Below are 20944 nucleotides of genomic sequence, written 5' to 3'. Positions count from 1 at the left end.
CGGGTGGCCCGGTTCGCCACCGACACCGGCATGATTTCGGGGGTAACCCGCCCGGGAACGCGACCCGGTCCACCGCGATCGACGATCAGGCGGTCAGCCGGCGCAGCATCTCCGCCGAGTCGTGCAGGTCGGTCATCTGGACGAAGCGGCCGTCGCGGACCCGGTAGATCGCGTACTCGACGATCCGGGTCACGCCGGGGAGGCCGCCCGCGCGGGCACCGGAACGCGCCCACGCCGACGGCGGGTCATCGATGGTTGATTCTCTTGTAGAGCGGGGCCAGCCGCCGGTACGCGTAGGTGTACGTGTCGAAGATCTGGTCGTAGGCGGCGCGGTCCGGCCCGGGCGTGAAGACCTCGTCGTTGCGGGCCAGCGCCGGGATGTCGGCGAACGAGAGCTGCCCGGTGCCGACCGCGCCGATCCAGCCGGCACCGCGCGCGTTGACGGCGACCGGTGCGCTGTCCCGGCGGACCTCGATGTTGAGGACGTCGGCGAAGATCTGGCACCAGGAACGGGAGCGGGCGGCGCCGCCGGTGATCACGATCGTGGACAGCGGCGCGCCGAGGAACCTGCCGACCGGGCCGGCCATCCACCGGGTGTTCAGCGCGACGCCCTCGAAGACCGCGCGGAGCAGGTCGGAGCGGCAGGTGTGCAGCGAGATGTTGAGGAAGCCGGCGCGCAGGTGCGGGTTGTCGACCGGGACGCGCTCGCCGTAGAGCCAGGGCATGTAGAGCACGCCGTCGGCGCCGGGCGGGACGGTCGGGATGATCGTGTCGAACGCGTCGAAGATCCGGTTCTCGTCGCGGCTGACGTGGCCGGCGGTGACCAGCGGGTCGTCGTACTCGACGATCTTGTCCCGCAGCCAGGTGAGGTTCGCCCCGGCGGTGGCCTGCAGCGCGGTCATCAGGTAACGGCCGGGCACGGCGCACGGGACCGCGGCGATGCCGGTGAGCGCGTCGGTCTTCTTCGCCGGCACGTGCGCGGCGATCCACGACGAGGTGCCGAGGTAGAGGTGGGCGTCGCCGTCGCGGACGGTGCCGGCGCCGATCGCGGCCGCGGTGTTGTCGATCGCGCCCGCGACGACCCGCACGGACGTGGGTAGGCCGAGGTGGTCGGCGGCCTGGGGGGAGAGGCCGCCGACCACCTCGGTGCAGGCGACGATCGGCGGGAACTTGTCCCGGTCGATGCCGCTGGCGGTGACGAGCGCGGGGGAGTAGCGGATGTCGGCGGGGTCGCGGTTGTCCGTGACCCAGGAGGTGAGGATCGAGTCGACGGTCGCGACGGTCCGGCCGGTGAGCTTGAGGTTGATCCAGTCGAGCACGTTCAGGAACGTGGCGGTCCTGGCGTAGACCTCCGGCATGGTGTCCCGGACGAACAGCATGTGCGCGGCCGGGTCCTTGCCGGTCGGGGACGGCATGCCGCCGGTCAGCCGCAGCCAGCGGGCGATCTTCAACACCGACATGCCGTCGTACGCGGGGAAGCCGCCGAACTGCCGGCGCAGGTGCTCGGCGCCGCGCATGTCGAGCCAGCTGATGCACCGGGTCAGCGGTTCGCCGGCCGCGTCGACCGCGATCGTGCCCTCGCCCTGGGTGGAGGAGCAGATGGTGGTGACCGCGCGCAGGTGCTCGGGGAACGCCCGGCCGAGGTCGGCGACGACCTCGGCGAGCGCGTCCCACCAGGCGTGCGGGTCCTGTTCGGCGCCGCCGCCGGGCAGCACGTGCAGCGGCACCGCCCGGTCGGCCCAGCCGGTGACGGTGCCGTCCGCGGCGACCAGCGCGGCCTTCATGCCGGAGGTGCCGAGATCGATGGCGAGAACCTGCGGCGGTACGGCCATCTACACTCCCTCGACCTGCGCGAAGACCTGGTCGAAGCGGGCGAGTGCGTCGTCGATGACGTCGTCGGTGTCGGCGAGCGAGGTGTACATCCGCGAGCCGGCCAGAGTGATGATGCCGTGCGCGGCGTAGGCGGCGCCCATCTGCTCCATCAGGCGTTTGCGGGCCTTGTTCTCCTTGAGCAGCTTGACCGGGTTGCGCATGTCGAGCAACATCACGCCGCTGCACTCCAGGTGGACGATCGAGCCCTGGTTGTAGGCGACGTACGGCAGCCCGTACGTGTCGATGAGCTTGCGCAGCCCGTGGGTGAGCCGGTCCCCGGCGCGGCCGGCGACGACCGGCGCGTCGGTGCGGGCCATCTCCTCGATGGCGAAGTAGCCGGCCGCGCAGGACAGCGGGTTGGCCGACAGCGTGCCGCCGACCTGGATGTGCGCGCCGCTCTTGCCGTCCAGCCCGGAGCCGAAGACGGCCATCACGTCCGCGCGGCCGCCGACGCCGCCGGCCATCGGGTAGCCGCCGGAGACGGCCTTGCCGAACACGGTCAGGTCGGGGGTGACGCCGAAGTAGCCGGCGGCGCCGCCGAGGCCGGTCCGGAAGCCGGTCACCACCTCGTCGAAGATGAGCAGCGCGCCGAACTCGTCGCAGAGCTTGCGCACGGCCGCGTTGTAGTCCTTCGGCACCGGGCGGGTGCCGGACTCGGGCCCGAACGGTTCGACCACGACCGCGGCCGTGCCGCCGCGCATCCGGTTCTCGATCAGCTTGCGCTTCAGCACGCCCAGGTCGTGCGGGAAGGACTCGCGGGTACGGCCGGTGGCGCCGAACGGGATGCCCTTGGCGTTCATCCGGTAGGTGCCGGGCACACGCAGGCCGAGGACCATGGTGTCGGACCAGCCGTGGTAAGCGCCGCCGACCTTGATCACCATCTTCTTGCCGGTGTGCGCGCGGGCGGCGCGGACCGCGGCCATCACGGCCTCGGTGCCGGAGCCGAGCGACCGGTACATCTCGATGTGCGGCATGTACCGGTGGATGATCTCGGCGAGTTTCAGCTCGTACTCGTGGAACAGGCCGGTGACCGGCCCGGACTCCTTGATCACCTCGGCGACGCGCTCGTTGACGGGCGCGTAGTTGCTGCCCAGGATGGTCGGGCCGCCGGCCTGGAGGAAGTCGATGTAGACGTTGCCGTCCCGGTCGGTCAGGTGCGCGCCGTGCGCGGCCTCGATCGCCAGCGGGAACGGGTAGTTGAACGCCAGGTTGTGCTGCACGCCGCCGGGGATGCGCTTCTTGGCCCGCTCGGTGATCTCCTTGCTGGCGGTGCACCTGGTCTCGAAGTAGTTGAGCACGTCGAGCATGGCGTCGTGCCGCAGCCCGCGGACCGGCTGGGCGACCAGCGCCTTGAGCCGGCGCATGGTGTCGTCGACGTCGAGGTACTCGCTGATCATGTAGCCGGGCGCGTCGCCGGCCGCCGCGATGGACGGTGCCGCCGGGTCCTCCCGCGTGGAGGGGGCCACCGCGTCGTCGGCGATCCGGATCGGTTCGACCGCCTCGGTGATCTGCGCGGCGATCCGCTTCTCGTCCTTGCGGAGCTTGCCGAACGCGATCTCCCGGATCGGTGCCGGAATCGTGTAGACCTTGCCGGCCTCGCTGGTCAGCGCCATCAGGTAGGCGATCGACACCTTCTCCAGCAGCGCCATGTTGAACACCGCGCGGCTCGGGTCGGTGCCGAGCGCGACCACGCCGTGGTTGGCGATGATGAACGCGTTGTCGCCGCCGGCCACCTTCTTCTGCACGTTCTTGGCCAGGAAGCCGGTGCCGGACGGCGCGTAGTCGATGATCGCGACCTTCTTGCCCAGGAAGCGCACCTGCTCGTCGGTCAGCGCCGGGATCTCCTTGCGCAGGAAGGCCAGCGCGGACGCGTACGGCTGATGGGTGTGCACGATCGCGTTGACGTCCGGCCGCTCGCGGTAGACGTTGGCGTGCATGCCGCACTCGATCGACGGGACCAGCCCGCCCGCGCCGTCCGGGTCCGGCACGTGCTTGCCGGCGAAGTCGACGATGCAGACGTCCTCGACGCGCATCCGGTCGTAGTCGTAGTTGCTGGGCGTGACCGCGTAGAGCTCGTGGCCGGGCACCCGCACCGAGACGTTGCCCTCGGTGGCCTTCAGATAGCCCCGGTCGAGCATGGTCCGGCACATGTCGACCACGTGCTGGCGAGACATCCGGTGTTTCACAGTGGCGGTCCTTGCCTGTCGACGGGCGTGTCCAACCCCATGGTCGCGCCGGTACGCAGGGATGTGCACCGTCTCGATGACAGCAACATATCCGCCGTGCTTTATCACCGGGTGACAAAATGCCGGGGTGGACGCCACTCCCTGGCATCGCCTGCCCGCCGACCTGGCCGCCGCGATGCGCCCCCGGCTGCCGTCGGCGGCCCGCACGATCGCGGACGCGGTCGCGGCCACCACCCCGGCGTTCGCGGCCGGCGCGCACGTCGACCGGGACGTGCGCGCGCCGGTGCAGGTCGCGCTGGAACGGTTCGCGGACCTGGCCGGCACGGACGAGCCCGCGCTGCCGCCGCGGATCCGGGAGGTGTTCGTCGCGCTCGGCGCCGGCGAGGCACGCGAGAACCGCGGCCCGGAGCTGCTGCTCGGCGCGCTGCGCACCGCGTCCCGGCTGATGCTGCGCCTGGCGTCGGAGGCGCTGGCCGGGCTGCGGCCGGTCAGCGTCGACGAGCTGATCGACCTCAGCGACGCGGTCAGTGCCTACGTCGACGAGCTGGCCGCGGCCTGCACCGACGGCCTGGCCCGTCAGCTGCGCGAACAGGCGGGTGAGGGGGAGCGCCGCCGCCGGCAGGTCGCCGACCTGCTGCTGCGGGGCGGCGGACAGGCCGCCACGGTACGGGAGGCGGCCGCCGCGATCGGCTGGCCCGAGCCGGACACGCTGGTGCCGGTGCTGTTCCCGCTGGAGCACGCCCGCGACGTGCGGTTCCGGTTCGGTGGTGACGGCCTGGTCGCCGAGCGCGCGGCCGACGCCGTGCTGCTGATCCGGACCGGCCCGCGCGCCGACCGGGCCGTCCTGACCGAGGCGCTGACCGGCCGGGACGCGGTGGTCGGCCCGGCCGCCGCCTGGGCCGCGCTGCCGGAGGCGGTCGTGCTGACCGAGCGGGCCGCCGCGCTGACCGGCACCGGCCCGTCCCCGGTCTTCGCCGACGACCACCTGACCGCGCTGGTGCTGCGCGGCGCGCCGGGCGCGCTGTCCACGCTGCGCGCCCGCCGGCTGGCACCGCTGGACGGGCTCTCGCCGGCCCGCCGCGCCCAGCTGCTGCGCACGCTGGAGAGCTGGCTGCGGCACTGGGGTTCGCGCACGGCCGTGGCCGCGGAACTGTTCGTGCACCCGCAGACGGTCAGCTACCGGCTCGGCCGGCTCCGCGACGCGTTCGGCGACGACCTGGACGACCCGGTGATCCGCTTCGAGCTGCAGCTGGTGCTGGCCTCGGCCTGGACCTGATCCCGCGCGGCGTGGGGTCGCTCGCACGGGAGTGCACGGCGGGCTGAGGCCCCGCCCCGCCGCTGCTAGGGCGAGACGTCGTGCAGCGTGTCGGAGGGCTGGCAGCCGTAGCGGGCGCGGTAGCTGGCCGCGAATCGCCCCATGTGCACGAAACCCCACCGGCTGGCGATCTCGGTGACCTTGGTGGCGGCCGGGTCGGAGACGCGCAGTTCAAGGTGGGCGCGGGTGAGCCGGACGTCGCGCAGGTAGGCGGTCGGGGTGGCGCCGCAGTGCCGCCGGAAGCCGATCTGCAGCGTACGGGTGCTCACGCGCGCCCGGCGGGCCAGTTCGCTGAGCGTCCAGGGCAGCTCCGGGGCGTCGTGGATCGCGTCCAGCGCCCGCTGGATCGACGCGGAGGTGGCCGGCCGGCTGAACGGGTCGTGCAGCAGCTCGGCGAACTGGTGGTCGACGGACAGCAGCAGCGCGCGCACCGCGGCCTCGGCGATCTGCGGGCCGAGCAGCGGGTGGGCGGCGAGCCCGTCCGGGCCGCGGGACTGGGCGGCCAGCAGCCGGACCAGTCCGGTCCAGGTGCGGCCGGGACCGTCGACGACGTTCATGACCGGGGCGAGCAGGATCGACTCCTCGACCGGGCGGCCGATCATGCGGCCGAGTGTGCGCTCCATGGTCTCCCGGTCGACCTTGACCGCGAGCAGCCGGGTGCCGGCCGGCCACCGGTCGACCAGCGTGTAGCCCTCCGGCCGGTAGACGGCGGCCTCCTTCGGGGTGGCGATCCGCGGTCCGGCGTGCGGCTGCTGCCAGCTGAGGTTCCCGTCCAGCGGCAGGTTCACGTGGTAGGAGCCGAGTTCGGGGGTCCGGGTGCGCACGTCCACGGCGAAGCGCATCAGGCCGATCGTCATGGTGTTGTTCACGAGCAGGTCGAACACGGCGCCGACCGGCGCCGCCTGGCCGAGCACGTCGAGTCGTGAGCCGTAGTAGCCGTCGACGACCGCGCCACGTGCCTGGTCGAGGTCGTCGGTGCGCAGTGACAGGTGCACGTCGCTCCCTGTGACCGAACTTGATGGACGGTGTGAGGGTAACTCTCTCCGCCATCTCGCACCGGGCACCCGAAGGAGTGAGTATGAATCGTCCGTCATCGGTCGGACGACATCGGCCGGTCCGCGACGTCCGACCTCATGATCAGTCGTTGCGGCGGACCGGCCGAGTCGCCCGTCACCGTGCCGGCGTCACGGCAGCTGCGACGGCCGGTGGGTGGTCGAGCCGTCCGCGGTGTGCACCGTGACGGCGATCGCGTCCACCTCGCCGCCCTCGCTGCCCGGCCACCAGGCCGCCCACCAGCCGGAGCGCACGCTGGCGTGGACGACGCGGCCGTCGTCGGTGCGCACGTCGATGCCCGTGACGTCCGGTCCGGCGAGACCGACCACGTTGGACCACATGTTGTCCCGGGAGCCGAAGGAGCTCATCGTCTCCAGGTTCACCGGCCAGCCGGCCGGCGGGGCCTGCGGAAGGCTGTCGGTCAACGACATCGTCGCGAATCCGTCGTCGCCCACGCTCAGGCACTCGACGACCGTGTCACCCTTACGCATGATCAGCAGGGTGGCGACGCCGCGCTGCTCGGCGAGGAGCACGTCGTCCGGTGCGGCGGTGGTGACGCCGCCGACGTCGAGCGCGGCGCACGCTGCCGCCTGGGCCATCACCTGCTCACCGGTGCGGGTGGCGGGCGCGGCCGTCCAGGCGGCGACGGCCCGCTCCGCGGTGCCGGGCAGCAGCGCCGGGACCACGACCGCGCCGGCCACGCCCGCGGCCACGGCCACGGTGCCGGCGATCATCCACCGGCGGGGCGCCGGCCGGTGCTTCGGCGTGCCGGCGATGGTGCGCTCGAGCGAGGCCTCCGCGCGGGCCCACTCCACCGGGCCGGGCTCGCGGCCCCGGGCCGGGTCGAGGACGGCGAGGCGGTCCAGGTCCTTCATGCTTGCGTCCATGACGTCTCCCTGACGGTGTGGGGGCGGGTGGGGCGGGCGGGTTCGAGGGCGTCGGACAGGCGCCGGCGGGCCCGGGACAGCCGCATCGTGAACGTGCCGCGCCGGCAGCCGAGAACGGTGGCGGCCTGCTCCGCGGTCAGGCCGTCGAACGCGACCAGCGCGAGCACCTCCCGGTCGGCCGGGCTCAGCGCGCGCCAGGCCCGTTCCAGGTCGACGCGGGCCGCGGTGCCGGTGCTGTCGTCCGGCACGTGGGCCGGCTCGGCGGCCGCCAGCCGGACGTCGAGCGCCCGGCGGCGCAGCCAGCCGCGGGTGCGGTTCGCCATGGTTTTGCGGGCCACCGCGAACAGCCACGGCCGGGTGTCGTCCGGCAGGTCGTCGAAGCGCCGCCAGGCGGTCAGGAAGACCGTGGACACGACGTCCTCGGCCTCGTCGGGCGGCACCCGCCGCTCGACGAAGCGCAGCAGGTCGGCGAACGTCTCCCGGTGCAGCGCCCGGAACCGTTCCTCGTCGGCCGCGTTCCTCATGTTCGTGTTCCTCGTTGCTCCATGCCCTGCACCTGTCCGGCCCCGCCGGGACCGTCACACACGAGAATCGCGCGCCCCGGGGCCGGCCGGGACGCGCGATCCTGGATCGGGTCTACAGACCCCAGCCGTACCGGATGCGGTCCCGGCCGGAGGCGTTGCGCACGGTCAGGTCGAGGCTGGTACCGCTGCCGGACAGCGCGAACATCGAGTAGTAGTCGAAGCCGGAGGTGCCGGTGGGCTTGCCGCCGAGCGCGGGCCAGTAGACGCCGCCCATCTGGTTGGCCCGCATCACCTGGGTGACCGCGCGGATGTGCCGGACGAAGTTGTCGGTGCTGTTCGCGTCCGCGTAGTTGAGCCCGGTGGACATCGGCGCGCCGTACTCGGTGACGACCGCGCGGGAGGCGCAGGTGCCGAGCCGGGTCTGCACGTGGGTACGGAACGCGTCGTACGTCATCGGGCTGTAGAAGAACGCGTAGTGGTGGAAGGACAGCAGCGTGCCGTTGAACCGGCTGTCGTTGCAGACGTCCCGCAGGTCCTGGCTGTACCCGGTGCCACCGATCAGCGTGCGGGCCGGGACCGCGGAGTAGTGGTAGCTCATCCAGTTCGCCGCGACCGTGCGCCACTCGGCCGAGGTGTAGCCGTGCGGCTCGTTCATCGGTTCGAAGTAGACGTTGGTGTTCGCGCCGTAGGTGTACGTCACGTTGGACCACATGGTGTTCCACGCGGCCAGGTTCGTGATCCGGCCGCCGGACGCGGCGCCGTCCTCCCAGTAGGCGAGGATGACCTTGAAGCCGCGGGCGGTGGCGGCGTCGATCGCACCACGGTAGGCGTTCCACCAGGTGGTGCCGACGGTGTGCGTGTTGATCGGCAGCCGGACCGTGTTGACGCCGATCGTGGCCATGTCGTCGTAGAGCGCGTTGGCCTTGGCGCGGACGGTCGCGTTGCTGTCGGACTGGCTGAGCCCGTGCAGGACCAGCGGCCCGGTGCTGAAGTTGTCGCCGAGCACCGCCCAGTTCATGCCCCGGAACTGGTTGGTGGCCGCGGCCGCGGGTGCGGCGCCGGTGACCGCGGCGACCGGGATCATCGTCACCGCGGCGAGCGCGCCGGCGAGGAGGCGTTTCAGCGTGTGCGGCACTGTCGTGTCCTTCCTGATGAGCCCGTAACACCGATGCAACACAGTGTTCATCCGGGCGGCCGGGCGCGCGATCGCCCGTGCTGACTCGATCAGAAAAGGACATGGACGAACATGCTTACCCGTCGTCGCGTCGGCGGAACAGGTGCACGGCGTGGTCGATCTCCGGCGGCAGGACCAGGCGGGACAGGCGCGGGTCCGTGGTCATCGTGAAGCCGGTCTGCCGCTCGTAGGCGTCCCAGTCGCCGGTGCTCTCCCGGTGCCGCGACCCGATCACCACGTACAGCTCCACGCTCGGCGTGCTGAACACGAATCGCTCGAACGCGTTTCCGGCGGGCGGCCAGGAACAGATCACGACCTTCGGCGAATGCCGTTTCAGCGCGGTTCTCGCGTCCTCCTCGAGCACGTCGTCGGGAAAGTCGATGCTGTTGCTCCAGCTGTGGTCGTCGGTCGCCACGACATCGACGCCCTCGGCCCGCAGGAAACGCGACAGCGTGCCGTCCCCGGCGGCGATCTCCAGGCAGGGGCGGCCGTCGATCAGTCGCGCCAGCTGCCGCACGAGCGGTTTCGAATAGAAACACCAGATGCCGCGCTTCTGCACCAGCGGCATCAGTCGCCGCCGCTGCGTCAGCAACGGCCAGATCAGCCGGAACCTGCCCAGCGGTACGGGCCTGCGCTCCAGCGCGCGCCGGAACAGCAGCCGCTGCGCGATGAAGCCGTTGACCAGCCCGAACCGTACCCGTCCCTCGGTGACGCCGGTGGACGCGCTGAGGATCTGCTGTTTGAGCAGGTGCACGGCCATCTGCCGGCGCACCTCGGCGAGCAGCCGCTCCCGCTGCGAGCGCGCCCGGCCCGGCCGTGCCGCCTCGGGCCGGGAGACCTGGGTGATGTACGCCTTCAGTTCCCCGGCGTCGTCCCGGGCGATCATCGCGTCGAGGTCGCGTCGCACCCGCTGCCATTCCGCCGGATAGGCGTCGACGAGCGAATCCAGATCCGGGTCGGTCCGCAGCCACGCGACGGCTTCCGCGGTTTTGCGGCTCATGGGCCGATGATAGGGCGGCTCCCCGGTGCGTCATCCGGAAATGGGCGAGTGCGGTCATTGCGCGGTGACGCCCCGATGGTTGTTGCCCGGGCTTGGCAGCTGCCGCGTTGTCGCGTGCGTACACGGGCACCTAATATCGGCGTGGTCTTTCCACCGCGAATTCCGGAGGCGGCCATGGGCGGGCACCACGACCATTCGCACGACCATTCGCACGCGCACGAGCATTCGCCGGCGCGTGACCACACGCACGCGCACGGCCGTGCGGGTCTCGCCGGGTGGCTGCGGCACCGGCTGACACCGCACTCGCACGACACCGCGGACAAGGTCGACGCCGCGCTGGAGGCGTCCCGCGAGGGCATGCGCGCCCTGTGGATCTCCCTGGCCGCGCTCGGCGCCACCGCGCTCGCCCAGGCCGCCGTGGTGCTGCTCTCCGGCTCGGTCGCGCTGCTCGGCGACACGCTGCACAACGTCGCGGACGCGCTCACCGCCGTACCGCTCGGCATCGCGTTCCTGATCGGCCGCCGCGCCGCCACCCGGGCGTACACCTACGGCTTCGGCCGCGCCGAGGACCTGGCCGGGATCGTGATCGTGCTGGTCATCGCCGGCTCCGCGGTGCTGGCCGGCTGGACCGCGCTCGACCGGCTGCTGCACCCGGCCGGGATCACCCATCTGCCGTTCGTCGCCGCCGCCGGCGTCATCGGGTTCGTCGGCAACGAGCTCGTCGCCCGGTACCGGATCGCGGTCGGCCGCCGGATCGGGTCCGCCGCGCTGGTCGCCGACGGCCTGCACGCCCGCACCGACGGCTTCACCTCACTGGCCGTGGTCGCCGCCGCCGGCGGCGCCGCGCTCGGCTGGCACCGGGCCGACCCGGTCGTCGGCCTGATCATCGCGGTCGCGATCGCGTTCGTCCTCAAGGACGCCGCCCGCGAGGTCTACCGCCGCCTGATGGACCGCGTCGACCCGGCCCTGGTCGACACGGCCGAACACACGCTGCGCCACGTCCCCGGCGTCCGCGACGTCACCGGCCTGCGCCTGCGCTGGATCGGCCACCGCATGCACGCCGAGGCCGACATCGTCCTCGACGCCGACCTCACCCTCCAGGCCGCCCACGAGATCGCCGCCGACGCCGAACACCGCCTCACCCACGCCGTCCCCCGCCTCGACCGCGTCACCGTCCACACCGACCCGGCCACCCACCCCGGCGCCGCCCACCACAGCGCGCTGTCCCACCACCGCCACGCGGCAACGATCTGACCTGGCCGCCCGGGCGGGCGGCCAGGGACCGGGGAGCTACGGCGTGACCTCCAGCCGGGTGCTGAGCGTCGCGGTGGAACTGCCGCCGGCCCAGACGTCGAGCGTGGTGGCGTCCTGCACGACCGTGCGGGTGGCGGCGTTCCAGTAGGACAGTTCGGCCGGGCCGAGCGGGAACGTGACCGTGCGGGTCTCGCCGGGCGCGAGCGTCAGGCGCCGGAAACCCTTCAGCTCGCGTACGGGCCGGGAGGCGCTGCCGTACCGCTGGTGGATGTAGAGCTGGACGACCTCGTCGGCCTCGCGCGCGGACGTGTTCGTGACGTCCACGGACACCTCGGTCGTCGCGCCGACCGCGACCGTGCCGGCCGCCGTCCGCAGGTTCGCGTAGTCGAACGAGGCGTAGGACAGGCCGTGGCCGAACGGGTACAGCGGGGTGCTCTCCTCCTCCCAGTACCGCTTGTCCTGGTCCTGAGGGGCGAACGTACGGTGGTGGGCGTAGATCATCGGCACCTGCCCGGCGTGCCGTGGCCAGGTGAACGGCAGCCGCCCGGCCGGGGAGACGTCGCCGGCGAGGACCGCGGCCACCGCGTGCCCGCCGGACGTGCCGGGGTACCAGGCCTGCACGATCGCGGGCACGTGCGCGTCCGCCCAGCGCAGGTCCAGCGGCCGGCCGGACATCACCACGAGCACCACCGGCGTGCCGGTCGCGGTGATCCGCCGCAGCTGCTCCAGTTGCCGGCCGGGCAGGTCCAGCGTGGCCGACGACGCGTTCTCGCCGATCTGGTTCTGCCGCTGGCCGACCACCACGACCGCGACGTCCGCGCCGGCGGCCAGCGCGACCGCACGGTCGATCTCGGCGTCGTCCTGGTCACCGGACGGGATCGCCGGCGGCGGCTCCATCTGGTCGAAGATGGACGGGAAGACCCGCCCCGGCAGGTGCACACCCGGCGCGTGCGTCACGCCGTCGCCGAACCTGGCCCGCAGCCCGTCCAGGACGGTGACGGTCTCGCCGGTGTCGTGCCCGAAGACCCACGGGCCGAGCGAGTCCCGCGTGGCGGTGGCCAGTTCGCCGACGACCGCGATCCGGGCCGGCGCGGCCAGCGGCAGCAGCCCGCCGTCGTTCTTGAGCAGCACGATGCTCCGCTCGGCCGCGACCCGGGCGGTGTCCCGGTGCGCGGCCAGGTCGTGCGTGCGGCCCTCGTCGGCGTACGGGTTCTCGAACAGGCCCAGCCGGAACTTCACCGTCAGCACCCGCCGGACCGCGGTGTCGATCTGCTCCTCGGTGACCAGACCGGCGGCGACGGCCTCGGGCAGCCGCGCGAACGCCGGGTCGTACATGCACATCTCCATGTCCAGCCCCGCGTCGAGCGCGCGGGCGCCCGCGTCGGTGAGGTCGCGGGCGAAGTGCTGCACCTCCAGCGACCTCACCGCGTTCGCGTCCGAGACGACGAACCCGGCAAAACCGAAACTCTCCCGCAGTACGTCGGTGAGCAGCCACCGGTTGCCGGACGCCGGGACGCCGTTGAGGTCCATGTAGGCGCTCATCACGTTCAGCGCGCCCGCGTCCACCGCGGCCCGGAACGGCGGCAGGTACACGTTCCACAGCTCGGAGTCGGAGATGTCCGCGTCGTCGTAGTCCCGGCCGCCGCGGGCCGCACCGTACCCGGCGAAGTGCTTCGGCCCGGCGACCAGCCGGTCCGGGCCGAGATCGCCCTGGAACCCGCGCACCTGCGCGGCGGCGACGGCCGCACCGAGGTACGGGTCCTCGCCGGCACCCTCGACGATGCGCCCCCAGCGCGGATCGCGGGCGATGTCAATCATCGGGGCGAACGTCCAGTGGATGCCGAGCGCCCGCGCCTCCCGGGCCGCCACCGCCTGCCCCGCCTCGATCGTCTCCGGGCACCAGCTCGCGGCCAGCGCGATCGGCACCGGCAGGATCGTGCGCATCCCGTGGACGACGTCGAACCCGAACAGCAGCGGCACGCCGAGCCGGCTCCGCATCGCCATCCGCTGCATCCGGTTGACCGTGCCGGCGTCCCGGACGAACAGCAGCGACCCGGCCCGCCCGTCCCGGACCGCCTCCTCCACCCGCACCGGTGCCTGCTGCTCCGGCGGCAGCGACGCGACGTCGACCCCGTCCGGCACCTGCGGTGAGCCGAAGTAGAAGAACTGGGTCAGCTGCCCGGCCTTCTCCTCCAACGTCAGACGGGACAGCAGATCCGCGACGCGGTCCGCCACGGGCAGATCCGGGTCGAGGTAGGGCAGCGTCGTCATCGTTGTTCGTCTCCCAGGTCGAAGGATCATGCGGACCGGCCGACGTTCACCTTCGCTGACTCGCCGCCGAGATGCCAGCAGCCACCGCCGCGGCCTACCCGTGGAACTCGGCCCGGTGGCGGGCGAGGACGTCGTCGCCGAAGTCGTTGGTGGGGTCGCGCCACACGGTGTGGACGTGGTTGGCGTCGCGCTGGGTGTTGTCGTACTCGGCGAGCAGTCCCGGGCCCTGCAGCCGGTAGTAGTGCGGCGCGCCGGGCCGGGTGTCGCCCGCCCACGCGAAGTGGACGCCGTCCAGCAGCGAGCCGGCGTACTTCGCCGCCTCCCGGTCGGCCACCTCGGCCGGGACCCGGCCGACGAAGACGTCCAGCAGCGACCGGAGCGTCCGCTGCTGCGCCGACGTGAACGACGCGGCCGGGACACCCTTCGGGGCCGTGGTCAGCGCGACGGCGTCGTCGTGCGCGGCGCGGAAACCGGCCCGGTCGACGGCACGCGCGTGCGCGTCCGCGGTCTGGCGGCGCAGCCGCGGGTCGGTGAGGTCGTTGAAGACGTCGGGGAGCGGGATGACCCGGGCGTCGTCCGTGACGGTGGAGCGGTTGCCGCCGACGATGTCGACCGGCGCGACCGGGCTGATCACCGCGCTCGCCAGCTGGCCGGTGTCCAGCGACGACACCAGCTCGCGGGCCAGGTCCTCGGCGGCGCCGAGCGGACGCAGCAGGTGGCCGCCGAGCAGCGGGGCGGACGCGGGGTCGGCGCCGAGGAAGCAGGGCGTGCTGGACCGCACCTCGCCGTCGAGGACCAGGTGGTGCACGGACACGTGGTGGCCGCCGAACCGCCACGACCACGGGCCGGTGAGGCCGGGCGTGCCGAAGACGCGCAGCCAGTACAGCTGGGGATCGCGTCCGCGTGGACGGCCGGCGGAGGTGCTCCAGTCCTCGGTGCGGTCGAGCACGTTCTCCAGGCCGATGATCGTCGACGCGGTCACGAACCCCGGTTCGGACAGCCCGGTGGCGACCAGCCGCATCGCGGCCTGCTGCTGCACCGCCGACATCCGCGACAGCGGCAGTCCGCCGTGATCGGTCGGCGTGTAGAACCACCGGCGCCGCTCGGGGGAGGGCCACGGCAGCTGCGCCGGCTCCCGCTGCGCGTCGTCGAGCGCGGCCAGCCAGGCCGTCGCCGCGTCCACCATCCGTACGGCCGTGTCGTCCACGACGGCGATCGTAGGCCCTGAACCGTGCGCGTGCGCGTCGTCCGCCGGCGGCCCGGTCAGTCCGGGCAGAGACAGAAGGGACGGCCGGCCGGGTCGAGGAGGACACGGTAGGAGGTGCCGGGCTGCTCCGCGGGTCCGGTCGCACCGATCACGATCGCGGCGGCCTCGGTGGCCTCGGTGGCCTCGGCGGTCTCGGCGGCGTCCAGGTCGTCGACGAGACGGCTTCCCGTGCCGCCCGGGGGAGAAGTGCGCTCCACGGTGAACCGGCGGGCCGCGCGCACCGTTCACATCGCGTGAATCGATCCAGATCGAGAACGGTCCTCGCCGTCGTGCTGGCCGCCGCGGGCGTCGCCGGCGCGGGAGCCGTCATCCTCCCCACCTTCGCCGGCACCGTGGCGCCCGGGCTGACCGGCGGCGTCGTCACCGCACAGCACCCGGGCGGGTCCGCGGCCGAGCAGATCGGCAAGCTCACCGACGGCGACGAGACCACCAAGTACCTCACCCACTCCCGTACCGGATGGGTGCAGTACGAGGTGCCGACCGCCACCACGGTCGACCGGTACGCGCTGACGTCCGCCAACGACGCCCCGGACCGGGACCCACGGGACTGGACGCTGGCCGGTTCCGCCGACGGCACGACCTGGACCACGCTCGACACCCGCGGCGGCGAGACGTTCACCGGCCGCGCGGCCACCCGCGGCTACCTGGTGTCCGGCACGCCCGCCGCGTACCGCTTCTACCGGCTGACCGTCACCGCGAACAACGGCTCACCCGCGCTGCAACTGGCCGAGTGGCGGCTGTGGCCGGCCGGCGACGGGATCCCCGCCGCGCCGAGCGGCATGACCGCCACCGCGGTCGGCACCGGCGAGATCGACCTGGCGTGGACCGACAACTCCGACGCCACCACCGGCTACCCGGAGGCCGGATTCGCGGTGGAGAGCTCCGGCGACGGCACCACCTGGACCACGATCGGGACCGTGCCGGCCGGCACCACGCTCTACACCGACCGGACGCCGCTGACCGGCGGCACCCGAAGCTACCGGGTCCGGGCACTCGGCGCCGCCGCCGGCGTGACGTCGCCGCCGAGCGAACCGGCCACGGTCACCGCGGTGCGGACCGGCGTGGACATCACGGACATGGACGGCACCGTCACCGACCAGCACGCGACGACCGGCGGCGAGGACGCGAACCGCGCGGCCGACAACGCGCCCGGCACCAAGTACCTCACCGGCCACCCGACGACGTGGCTGCGGCACACCGCCAAGGTACGGTCGACGGTGACCGAGTACACGCTCACCTCCGCGAACGACGCCCCGGACCGCGACCCGCGGGACTGGGTGCTGGAGGGCTCCACCGACGGCACCGCGTGGACCGAGCTCGACACCCGGACCGGGCAGACATTCGGCGCCCGGTTCCAGCGCCGCACGTACCCGATCGCGAACCCGGCCGGCTACCTCGCGTACCGGCTGCGGATCACCGCCAACAACGGCTCGACCGCGGTCCAGCTCGGCGAGTGGCAGCTGATCGGGTCGAGCACCACCCCGGCACCGGCGCCGGCCGTGCCGTCCGGGCTGACCGCGGTCGCCCGCACCGGTGACCAGATCGTCGTCTCCTGGACCGACGCGGACCGTTGGGAGACCGGCTTCCGCCTGGAACGCTCCGCCGACGGCCGGACCTGGGACTGGACGCGTACGGTCCCGGCCGGCACCACCACCGCCCACGACCTCGGCCGCACCGGCGGCACCACCTACCACTACCGGGTACGCGCGGTGAACGCCACGACCGCGTCCGCGCCGAGCGGCACGGCCACCGCGACGACCGGCTCCACCGAGCTGCCCGCGACCTGGCAGGAACACTGGCTGGAGCACCGGCAGCAGCTGACCCGGGTCGCCTACGACGCGGACGTCGCCGTCTACGTCGACCCGGACGTGCCGGTGTCCCAGGCCGGCTGGCTGCAGGAGTACACCGGCACGCTGTGGCGCTACACCCGGCGGACGTACGGCGACTTCAGCAACCCGCGCCTGGCCGCGATCTTCCACCAGGGCCGCTACGGTGGCGGCCACCCGGCGACGGTCTTCGACGCCGACCACGAACACCGCAACGTCATCGACATCGGCCTGTCCGGCTGGGACGCCGCCGACCCGCAGGCGCGCGACATCACCTCGCACGAGATCGCGCACATCGTGGAGGGCTCCGCCAACGGCGTGCACGGCTCACCGTCCTTCGGGCTGTGGGGCGACAGCAAGTGGGCGGAGATCTTCCAGTACGACGTGTACGCCGGCACCGGGCTGACCGCCGACGCCGCCCGCTGGCACGCCGCGAAGCTCGAGGCCCGTGACTCGTTCCCGCGGGCGAACACCGCCTGGTACCGGGACTGGTTCTACCCGCTGTGGCGCGACCACGGCGGCGGCGCCGTGCTCGACGGCTACTTCGACCTGCTCGCCGCGAACTTCCCGCAGATCAACGGCCGGTACGCGCGCGACCTCAACTGGGGCGAGTTCGTCCACTTCTGGAGCGGCGCCGCCGGCGTCAACCTGAAGCCCCAGGCCACCGCGGCCTTCGGCTGGCCGGACGAGTGGGAGCAGCAGTTCCTCCAGGCCCAGCGCGAGTTCCCCGACGTCCGCTACTGACCGTCCCACCCTGCCGCACGACGTCACCGGGCCGGCGCGATCCGTCACGGGCGCGCCGGCCCTCGCGCGCCACCCGGTTCCTCGTACAGGCTCAGTGATCTGAGACCGACGGTGACGGCCGGGCCGCTGTCCGGCTGTGGCCCGGGTGGCCTGTTCGGGCATGGGCGGCGTACGTCAGGCGCAGCGATCCGGCCCGTCCGGAGGTCTCGGTCGTCCGGCGGGACGCACACGCGAGCGGACGGGGTCCACTTCTCCGGAACGGCTCCTCCGCCTGCCGGGAAGGCGTGGCCGGCGGACCACGGGACGCGACACAACGGAGCGCGGGACTCCGCTTCCCGGTGGGGCGTGCCGGCTCCGCGGCCGGGATGCGCCGCCTGCGCGGCAGAACTCCCCCGAGGACGCACCGCGGGCCCCGGCCCGGTGCGACCGTGGGTGCGCCGCCGGTTCCGCACCGGCGTCCTCGCAGAAGGAGAACGCTATGAGGCATCCGCTGCGCTCCGCTCTCACACTCGTGTCGTCGTTGCTGTTACTCGTCGCCGGCCTGAGCATGCCGACGGGCCCGGCCGCCGCGGGCACGGGCCCGGCCAAGGGAACGATCCGGCTGACCGTCACCGCGCCCGAGGGCGTACCGGCGACGACGTGGTTCGTCGGCAGGACCCGACACGTCGCGGCGAAACCCCCGGCGGGAAGCTCGACGGTGGTCACGATGCAGGTACCTGTCGGCGCCTACGTGGTGCCGCCGGTCAGCTCGACCATCGGCGGTGTGCGCTACGTGGGGTAGCCGTCGCCCCTGGCACTGGTGGTGCGGCCCAACACCACATCGAACGCGACCGTGAAGCTCGCCGCCGACGGAGGTGCGCGACGACTGCACGCCACCGCGGTGTCGCAGACCGGGCTGACCCTGGCGTGGGACGCGCCGCCCGGTGCGACATTCGTGTTACGGCGCACACCTGGCTCGAACCCGGTCAGCCTGCGTGACCACGGTACGGGCGTGCCGGTGAAGGGCACCACGGCCACGGTCACGGGCCTGAAGGCGGGCCAGCGTCACACCTACTCGCTCTTCACCCTCGTCAAAGGCCGTTGGACGGGTCCGCTGGTGCTCACCGCCGGCACGGCCGCGCCCGCCGGGTCAGGGCAGGCGACATACGTGACCGCCCCGGGCACACTGCTGGCGGCCCCGGCCGACCTGGTCTCGGCGGCGCCGACCGGTAGCGGGGTGCGGGCCGTGCTGCAGCCGCAGACCGTCACGCCGCCGATCGGTGCCGGCCTGGTGCTGCCGATGTCCGCCACGCTGCCCGGCGGCTTTCTCGGCGTCGTCACCGCGGTGTCCACGGACGGGCGAACCCTCGATCTGCGTGCCGGCGGGCTGAGCGACGCCTTCGACTACTACGAGCTCACCGTCGCCGATATCGCGGCCGTGCCGGGTACCGCTGCGCCGGCGCCCGCCACCGCCGCACCGGAAGCCAAGGTGCTCGCGGCCGGCTGCACCGGTCTCGGCGCGGAGCAGACGGTCGCCTTCCAGCCCGATCTCGCCCTGGGCGGCCGGTTCGCCACCAAGGTCGACAAATACCGGTTCCTCGGCGCCGACGTGCCCACCGGGGCGTCACTGGACATGGAGATGACGGTCCGGCTGACCGGCGCGGCGACCATCGACGTCGAGAGCGCGGTGGACTGCGGGATCGACCTGAAGTCGTACAGCCGGCAGCTGACCGTCTCACCCGTCCCGATCGCGGTGCTTCTCACCCCGAACGCCCAGGTCAGTGTGAATGGCGCGGTGACCGTGTCCAACCTCGGCTATCAGGCCACCAGCGGTGTGCGCGTCAAGGGATCCATGACGATCAAGAACGGCCCGTCGTTCACCGGCAGCCCGATCACCGAGATCACCCCGCTCACCCCGACCGTGACCAGTAACGGATCGGTGGGACTCGCGGTCGGCGGTGAGCTGGCCGTCGGCCCGGGCGTGGGAACCTCCGGAGCGGGAGTCATCGCCGGCATCAGCGGCGAGCTGACACCGCTCGACGCCGAGTTCGGTCCGCGGTTTCCGATGCAGGACCCGCGTTTCAATGCCTGTCTGAGAGCGTCCGCCGCCTTCGTGACCGGGTTGAGCCTGACCGCGAAGGCCTGGCTGAGCAACGGGTGGTCGTTCAGCGAGAAGATCAGCCTCGACGCGCTGCAGGGCGAGTTCGACTACCCCGGATCCCCGTGGCATCTGCCCGCCGGCTGCCAGGACCTGCCCGGCACCGAGCCGCAGGACTCGCTGCTCGGCGGCGGCGTGACGAAGGTGGAGGACGCCGTGAGCGGTGGCGCGGACCAGTGGGGGCACGTAGACGGCTTCGCACCCGGCAAGAAGGCCTGGGTGCTCAGCACCGGCCGGATCGCCGACGCGACGGGTACTCCCGGCGTCTTCGCCAGCACCGGTCTCGGCGGACCCGGCGACGACGAACTCACCGCGCTCGCCGGGTACCCGACACACGACGCCGCCGCCTACACCGTCACGCTCACCCCGGCCGGCTCCACGCTGCACGTCCGATACGTGTTTGCCAGCGAGGAGTATGAGGAGTATCCGGAGTTCGTCGGAAGCTCGTTCAACGACGTCATGGTGGTGCGGGTCGACGGCAAGAACTGCGCGACCGTGCCCGGCACCACCACCCCGGTATCGGTCAACACCATCAACGCGCAGACGAACAGCGCCTACTACGTCGACAACGCCGGCGGCGCCAACGGTTACTCGACCAGCATGGACGGTCTCACCGTGCCGCTGACCTGCGCCGTCCCGGTGACGCCGGGCAAGGCGGTGACCGTGCAGATCGCCGTCGCCGACACCTCCGACCACGCCTACGACAGTGCGGTCGCGCTGCTCGACGGCGGGATCTGGACCGATTGACCGTACCGCACGCACGCTGCCGGTCAGCGGGCCCGGGACGAGCCCCTGGCCGGCAGCGGAACCTCCGCGCACGGTTACCGCAGCCCGCGCAGCCAGTCGGCGACGCTCGCGAAGTCGGCCTCGGTGAGGCCGGTCGACGGATCGACGCGGTGCGGCAGGGCCGGGGCCGGATGGTGGCCGGCGAGCCAGCGCCGGTCCGCGTCGGTGAGCTCGTCGTCGAGCCAGACGAACGGGCGGTCGCCGGCCCACCGGGACAGGAACACGGTCTTCCAGTGCAGGCCGCCGCCGGACGCCGGATCGTCGTCGTCCGGGAACGGCACGACGGGCAGCGTGGGCAGGCCGAGGCGCGGCGCGACCAGGTCGTTCGCCGATTCCATCCAGGTGGTCGCCCAGACCAGCCGGCCACCGAGGTCCCGTAGCCGCCGGCCGTCGGCCGGGTCGAGCCGGTGGATCAGCGGGTGCCCGGACGGGTCCGGCGGGGGAGCGCCCGCCGGGGTGCCGGGCCGGGCCCGGAACGGGATCAGCGGCCCGTCGACGTCGAGGAAGATCAGCGGTCGGTCGTCCACGGCCGGCACGCTACCGCCCGCAGCCGATCGGGATGAACCCACCCGTTTGCCGCGTCCCGCACGGGGTAGCCGACCGGCGCCGGAAGGCGCACGCCGGCCGGCGCGTGTGGGAGGAAACGTC

Annotated in this window: 16 protein-coding genes; 5 read left to right on the top strand and 11 right to left on the bottom strand. The window is 72.8% G+C overall.

The window, feature by feature from the left end; all coding sequences use genetic code 11:
* Positions 1 to 245: 245 nt before the first annotated feature.
* Both J2S44_RS05630 and J2S44_RS05625 read right to left on the bottom strand, forming a co-directional pair.
* On the bottom strand, positions 246 to 1832 hold the full coding sequence (locus tag J2S44_RS05630; protein ID WP_310409579.1) for a xylulokinase: 1587 nt from the start codon (positions 1830 to 1832) through the stop codon (positions 246 to 248).
* Positions 1833 to 4046, bottom strand: coding sequence for an aminotransferase class III-fold pyridoxal phosphate-dependent enzyme (locus J2S44_RS05625; protein ID WP_310409577.1), 2214 nt, complete (start codon positions 4044 to 4046; stop codon positions 1833 to 1835).
* A gap of 139 nt (positions 4047 to 4185) precedes the next feature.
* On the opposite strand from J2S44_RS05625, the gene J2S44_RS05620 reads away from it, so the two are divergent.
* Positions 4186 to 5334: a PucR family transcriptional regulator gene (locus J2S44_RS05620; protein ID WP_310409576.1), complete on the top strand. Its 1149-nt coding sequence runs from the start codon at positions 4186 to 4188 to the stop codon at positions 5332 to 5334.
* A 65-nt stretch (positions 5335 to 5399) separates the two neighbouring features.
* Here J2S44_RS05620 and J2S44_RS05615 read toward each other — a convergent pair whose 3' ends face one another.
* The 5 genes from J2S44_RS05615 to J2S44_RS05595 all read right to left on the bottom strand — a co-directional run bounded on the left by J2S44_RS05615 (position 5400) and on the right by J2S44_RS05595 (position 10011).
* Positions 5400 to 6368, bottom strand: coding sequence for an AraC family transcriptional regulator (locus J2S44_RS05615; RefSeq protein ID WP_310409574.1), 969 nt, complete (start codon positions 6366 to 6368; stop codon positions 5400 to 5402).
* A 189-nt stretch (positions 6369 to 6557) separates the two neighbouring features.
* A complete protein-coding gene (locus tag J2S44_RS05610) occupies positions 6558 to 7313 on the bottom strand; it encodes a hypothetical protein (protein WP_310409573.1) in 756 nt (251 codons plus the stop codon).
* Positions 7298 to 7837, bottom strand: a complete 540-nt coding sequence (locus tag J2S44_RS05605) for an RNA polymerase sigma factor (protein ID WP_310409572.1) — start codon at positions 7835 to 7837, stop codon at positions 7298 to 7300. Before J2S44_RS05605 ends, J2S44_RS05610 begins: the two co-directional genes overlap by 16 nt.
* A 112-nt stretch (positions 7838 to 7949) precedes the next feature.
* Complete coding sequence (locus tag J2S44_RS05600; RefSeq protein ID WP_310409569.1) at positions 7950 to 8972, bottom strand: glycoside hydrolase family 5 protein; 1023 nt, start codon at positions 8970 to 8972, stop codon at positions 7950 to 7952.
* Between the two features lie 115 nt (positions 8973 to 9087).
* Positions 9088 to 10011, bottom strand: a complete 924-nt coding sequence (locus J2S44_RS05595) for a class I SAM-dependent methyltransferase (protein ID WP_310409567.1) — start codon at positions 10009 to 10011, stop codon at positions 9088 to 9090.
* A gap of 141 nt (positions 10012 to 10152) precedes the next feature.
* Between J2S44_RS05595 and J2S44_RS05590 the strand changes: the two genes are divergently transcribed.
* Positions 10153 to 11265 (top strand): cation diffusion facilitator family transporter, encoded by a 1113-nt coding sequence (locus tag J2S44_RS05590; protein ID WP_310409565.1) that lies wholly within the window; start codon positions 10153 to 10155, stop codon positions 11263 to 11265.
* A 36-nt stretch (positions 11266 to 11301) separates the two neighbouring features.
* Here J2S44_RS05590 and J2S44_RS05585 read toward each other — a convergent pair whose 3' ends face one another.
* From J2S44_RS05585 to J2S44_RS05575, 3 genes are all read right to left on the bottom strand, one after another.
* A complete protein-coding gene (locus J2S44_RS05585) occupies positions 11302 to 13536 on the bottom strand; it encodes a glycoside hydrolase family 3 N-terminal domain-containing protein (RefSeq protein WP_310409563.1) in 2235 nt (744 codons plus the stop codon).
* Between the two features lie 94 nt (positions 13537 to 13630).
* Entirely contained in the window at positions 13631 to 14743 is a 1113-nt protein-coding gene (locus J2S44_RS05580; protein ID WP_310409561.1) for a DUF3500 domain-containing protein, read from the bottom strand.
* Positions 14744 to 14799: 56 nt separating this feature from the next.
* The gene (locus tag J2S44_RS05575) at positions 14800 to 15024 is read right to left on the bottom strand and encodes a VOC family protein (RefSeq protein ID WP_310409559.1); all 225 of its coding nucleotides are present in this window, start codon (positions 15022 to 15024) and stop codon (positions 14800 to 14802) included.
* Between the two features lie 12 nt (positions 15025 to 15036).
* On the opposite strand from J2S44_RS05575, the gene J2S44_RS05570 reads away from it, so the two are divergent.
* From J2S44_RS05570 to J2S44_RS05560, 3 genes are all read left to right on the top strand, one after another.
* Positions 15037 to 17373 (top strand): discoidin domain-containing protein, encoded by a 2337-nt coding sequence (locus J2S44_RS05570; RefSeq protein WP_310409557.1) that lies wholly within the window; start codon positions 15037 to 15039, stop codon positions 17371 to 17373.
* Positions 17374 to 17851: 478 nt separating this feature from the next.
* Positions 17852 to 18154 (top strand): hypothetical protein, encoded by a 303-nt coding sequence (locus J2S44_RS05565; RefSeq protein WP_310409556.1) that lies wholly within the window; start codon positions 17852 to 17854, stop codon positions 18152 to 18154.
* Positions 18155 to 18205: 51 nt separating this feature from the next.
* Complete coding sequence (locus tag J2S44_RS05560) at positions 18206 to 20257, top strand: choice-of-anchor L domain-containing protein (protein ID WP_310409555.1); 2052 nt, start codon at positions 18206 to 18208, stop codon at positions 20255 to 20257.
* 74 nt (positions 20258 to 20331) lie between these two features.
* Here the strand turns inward: J2S44_RS05560 and J2S44_RS05555 are convergent, their stop codons facing one another.
* Positions 20332 to 20832 (bottom strand): HAD domain-containing protein, encoded by a 501-nt coding sequence (locus tag J2S44_RS05555; protein WP_374727804.1) that lies wholly within the window; start codon positions 20830 to 20832, stop codon positions 20332 to 20334.
* Positions 20833 to 20944 lie beyond the last annotated feature (112 nt).

Origin of the sequence: Catenuloplanes niger, assembly GCF_031458255.1 — a bacterium.
Lineage (GTDB): Bacteria > Actinomycetota > Actinomycetes > Mycobacteriales > Micromonosporaceae > Catenuloplanes > Catenuloplanes niger.
The sequence above is the reverse complement of the archived record's forward strand: the minus strand, read 5'-3'. Positions and strand labels throughout refer to the sequence as shown.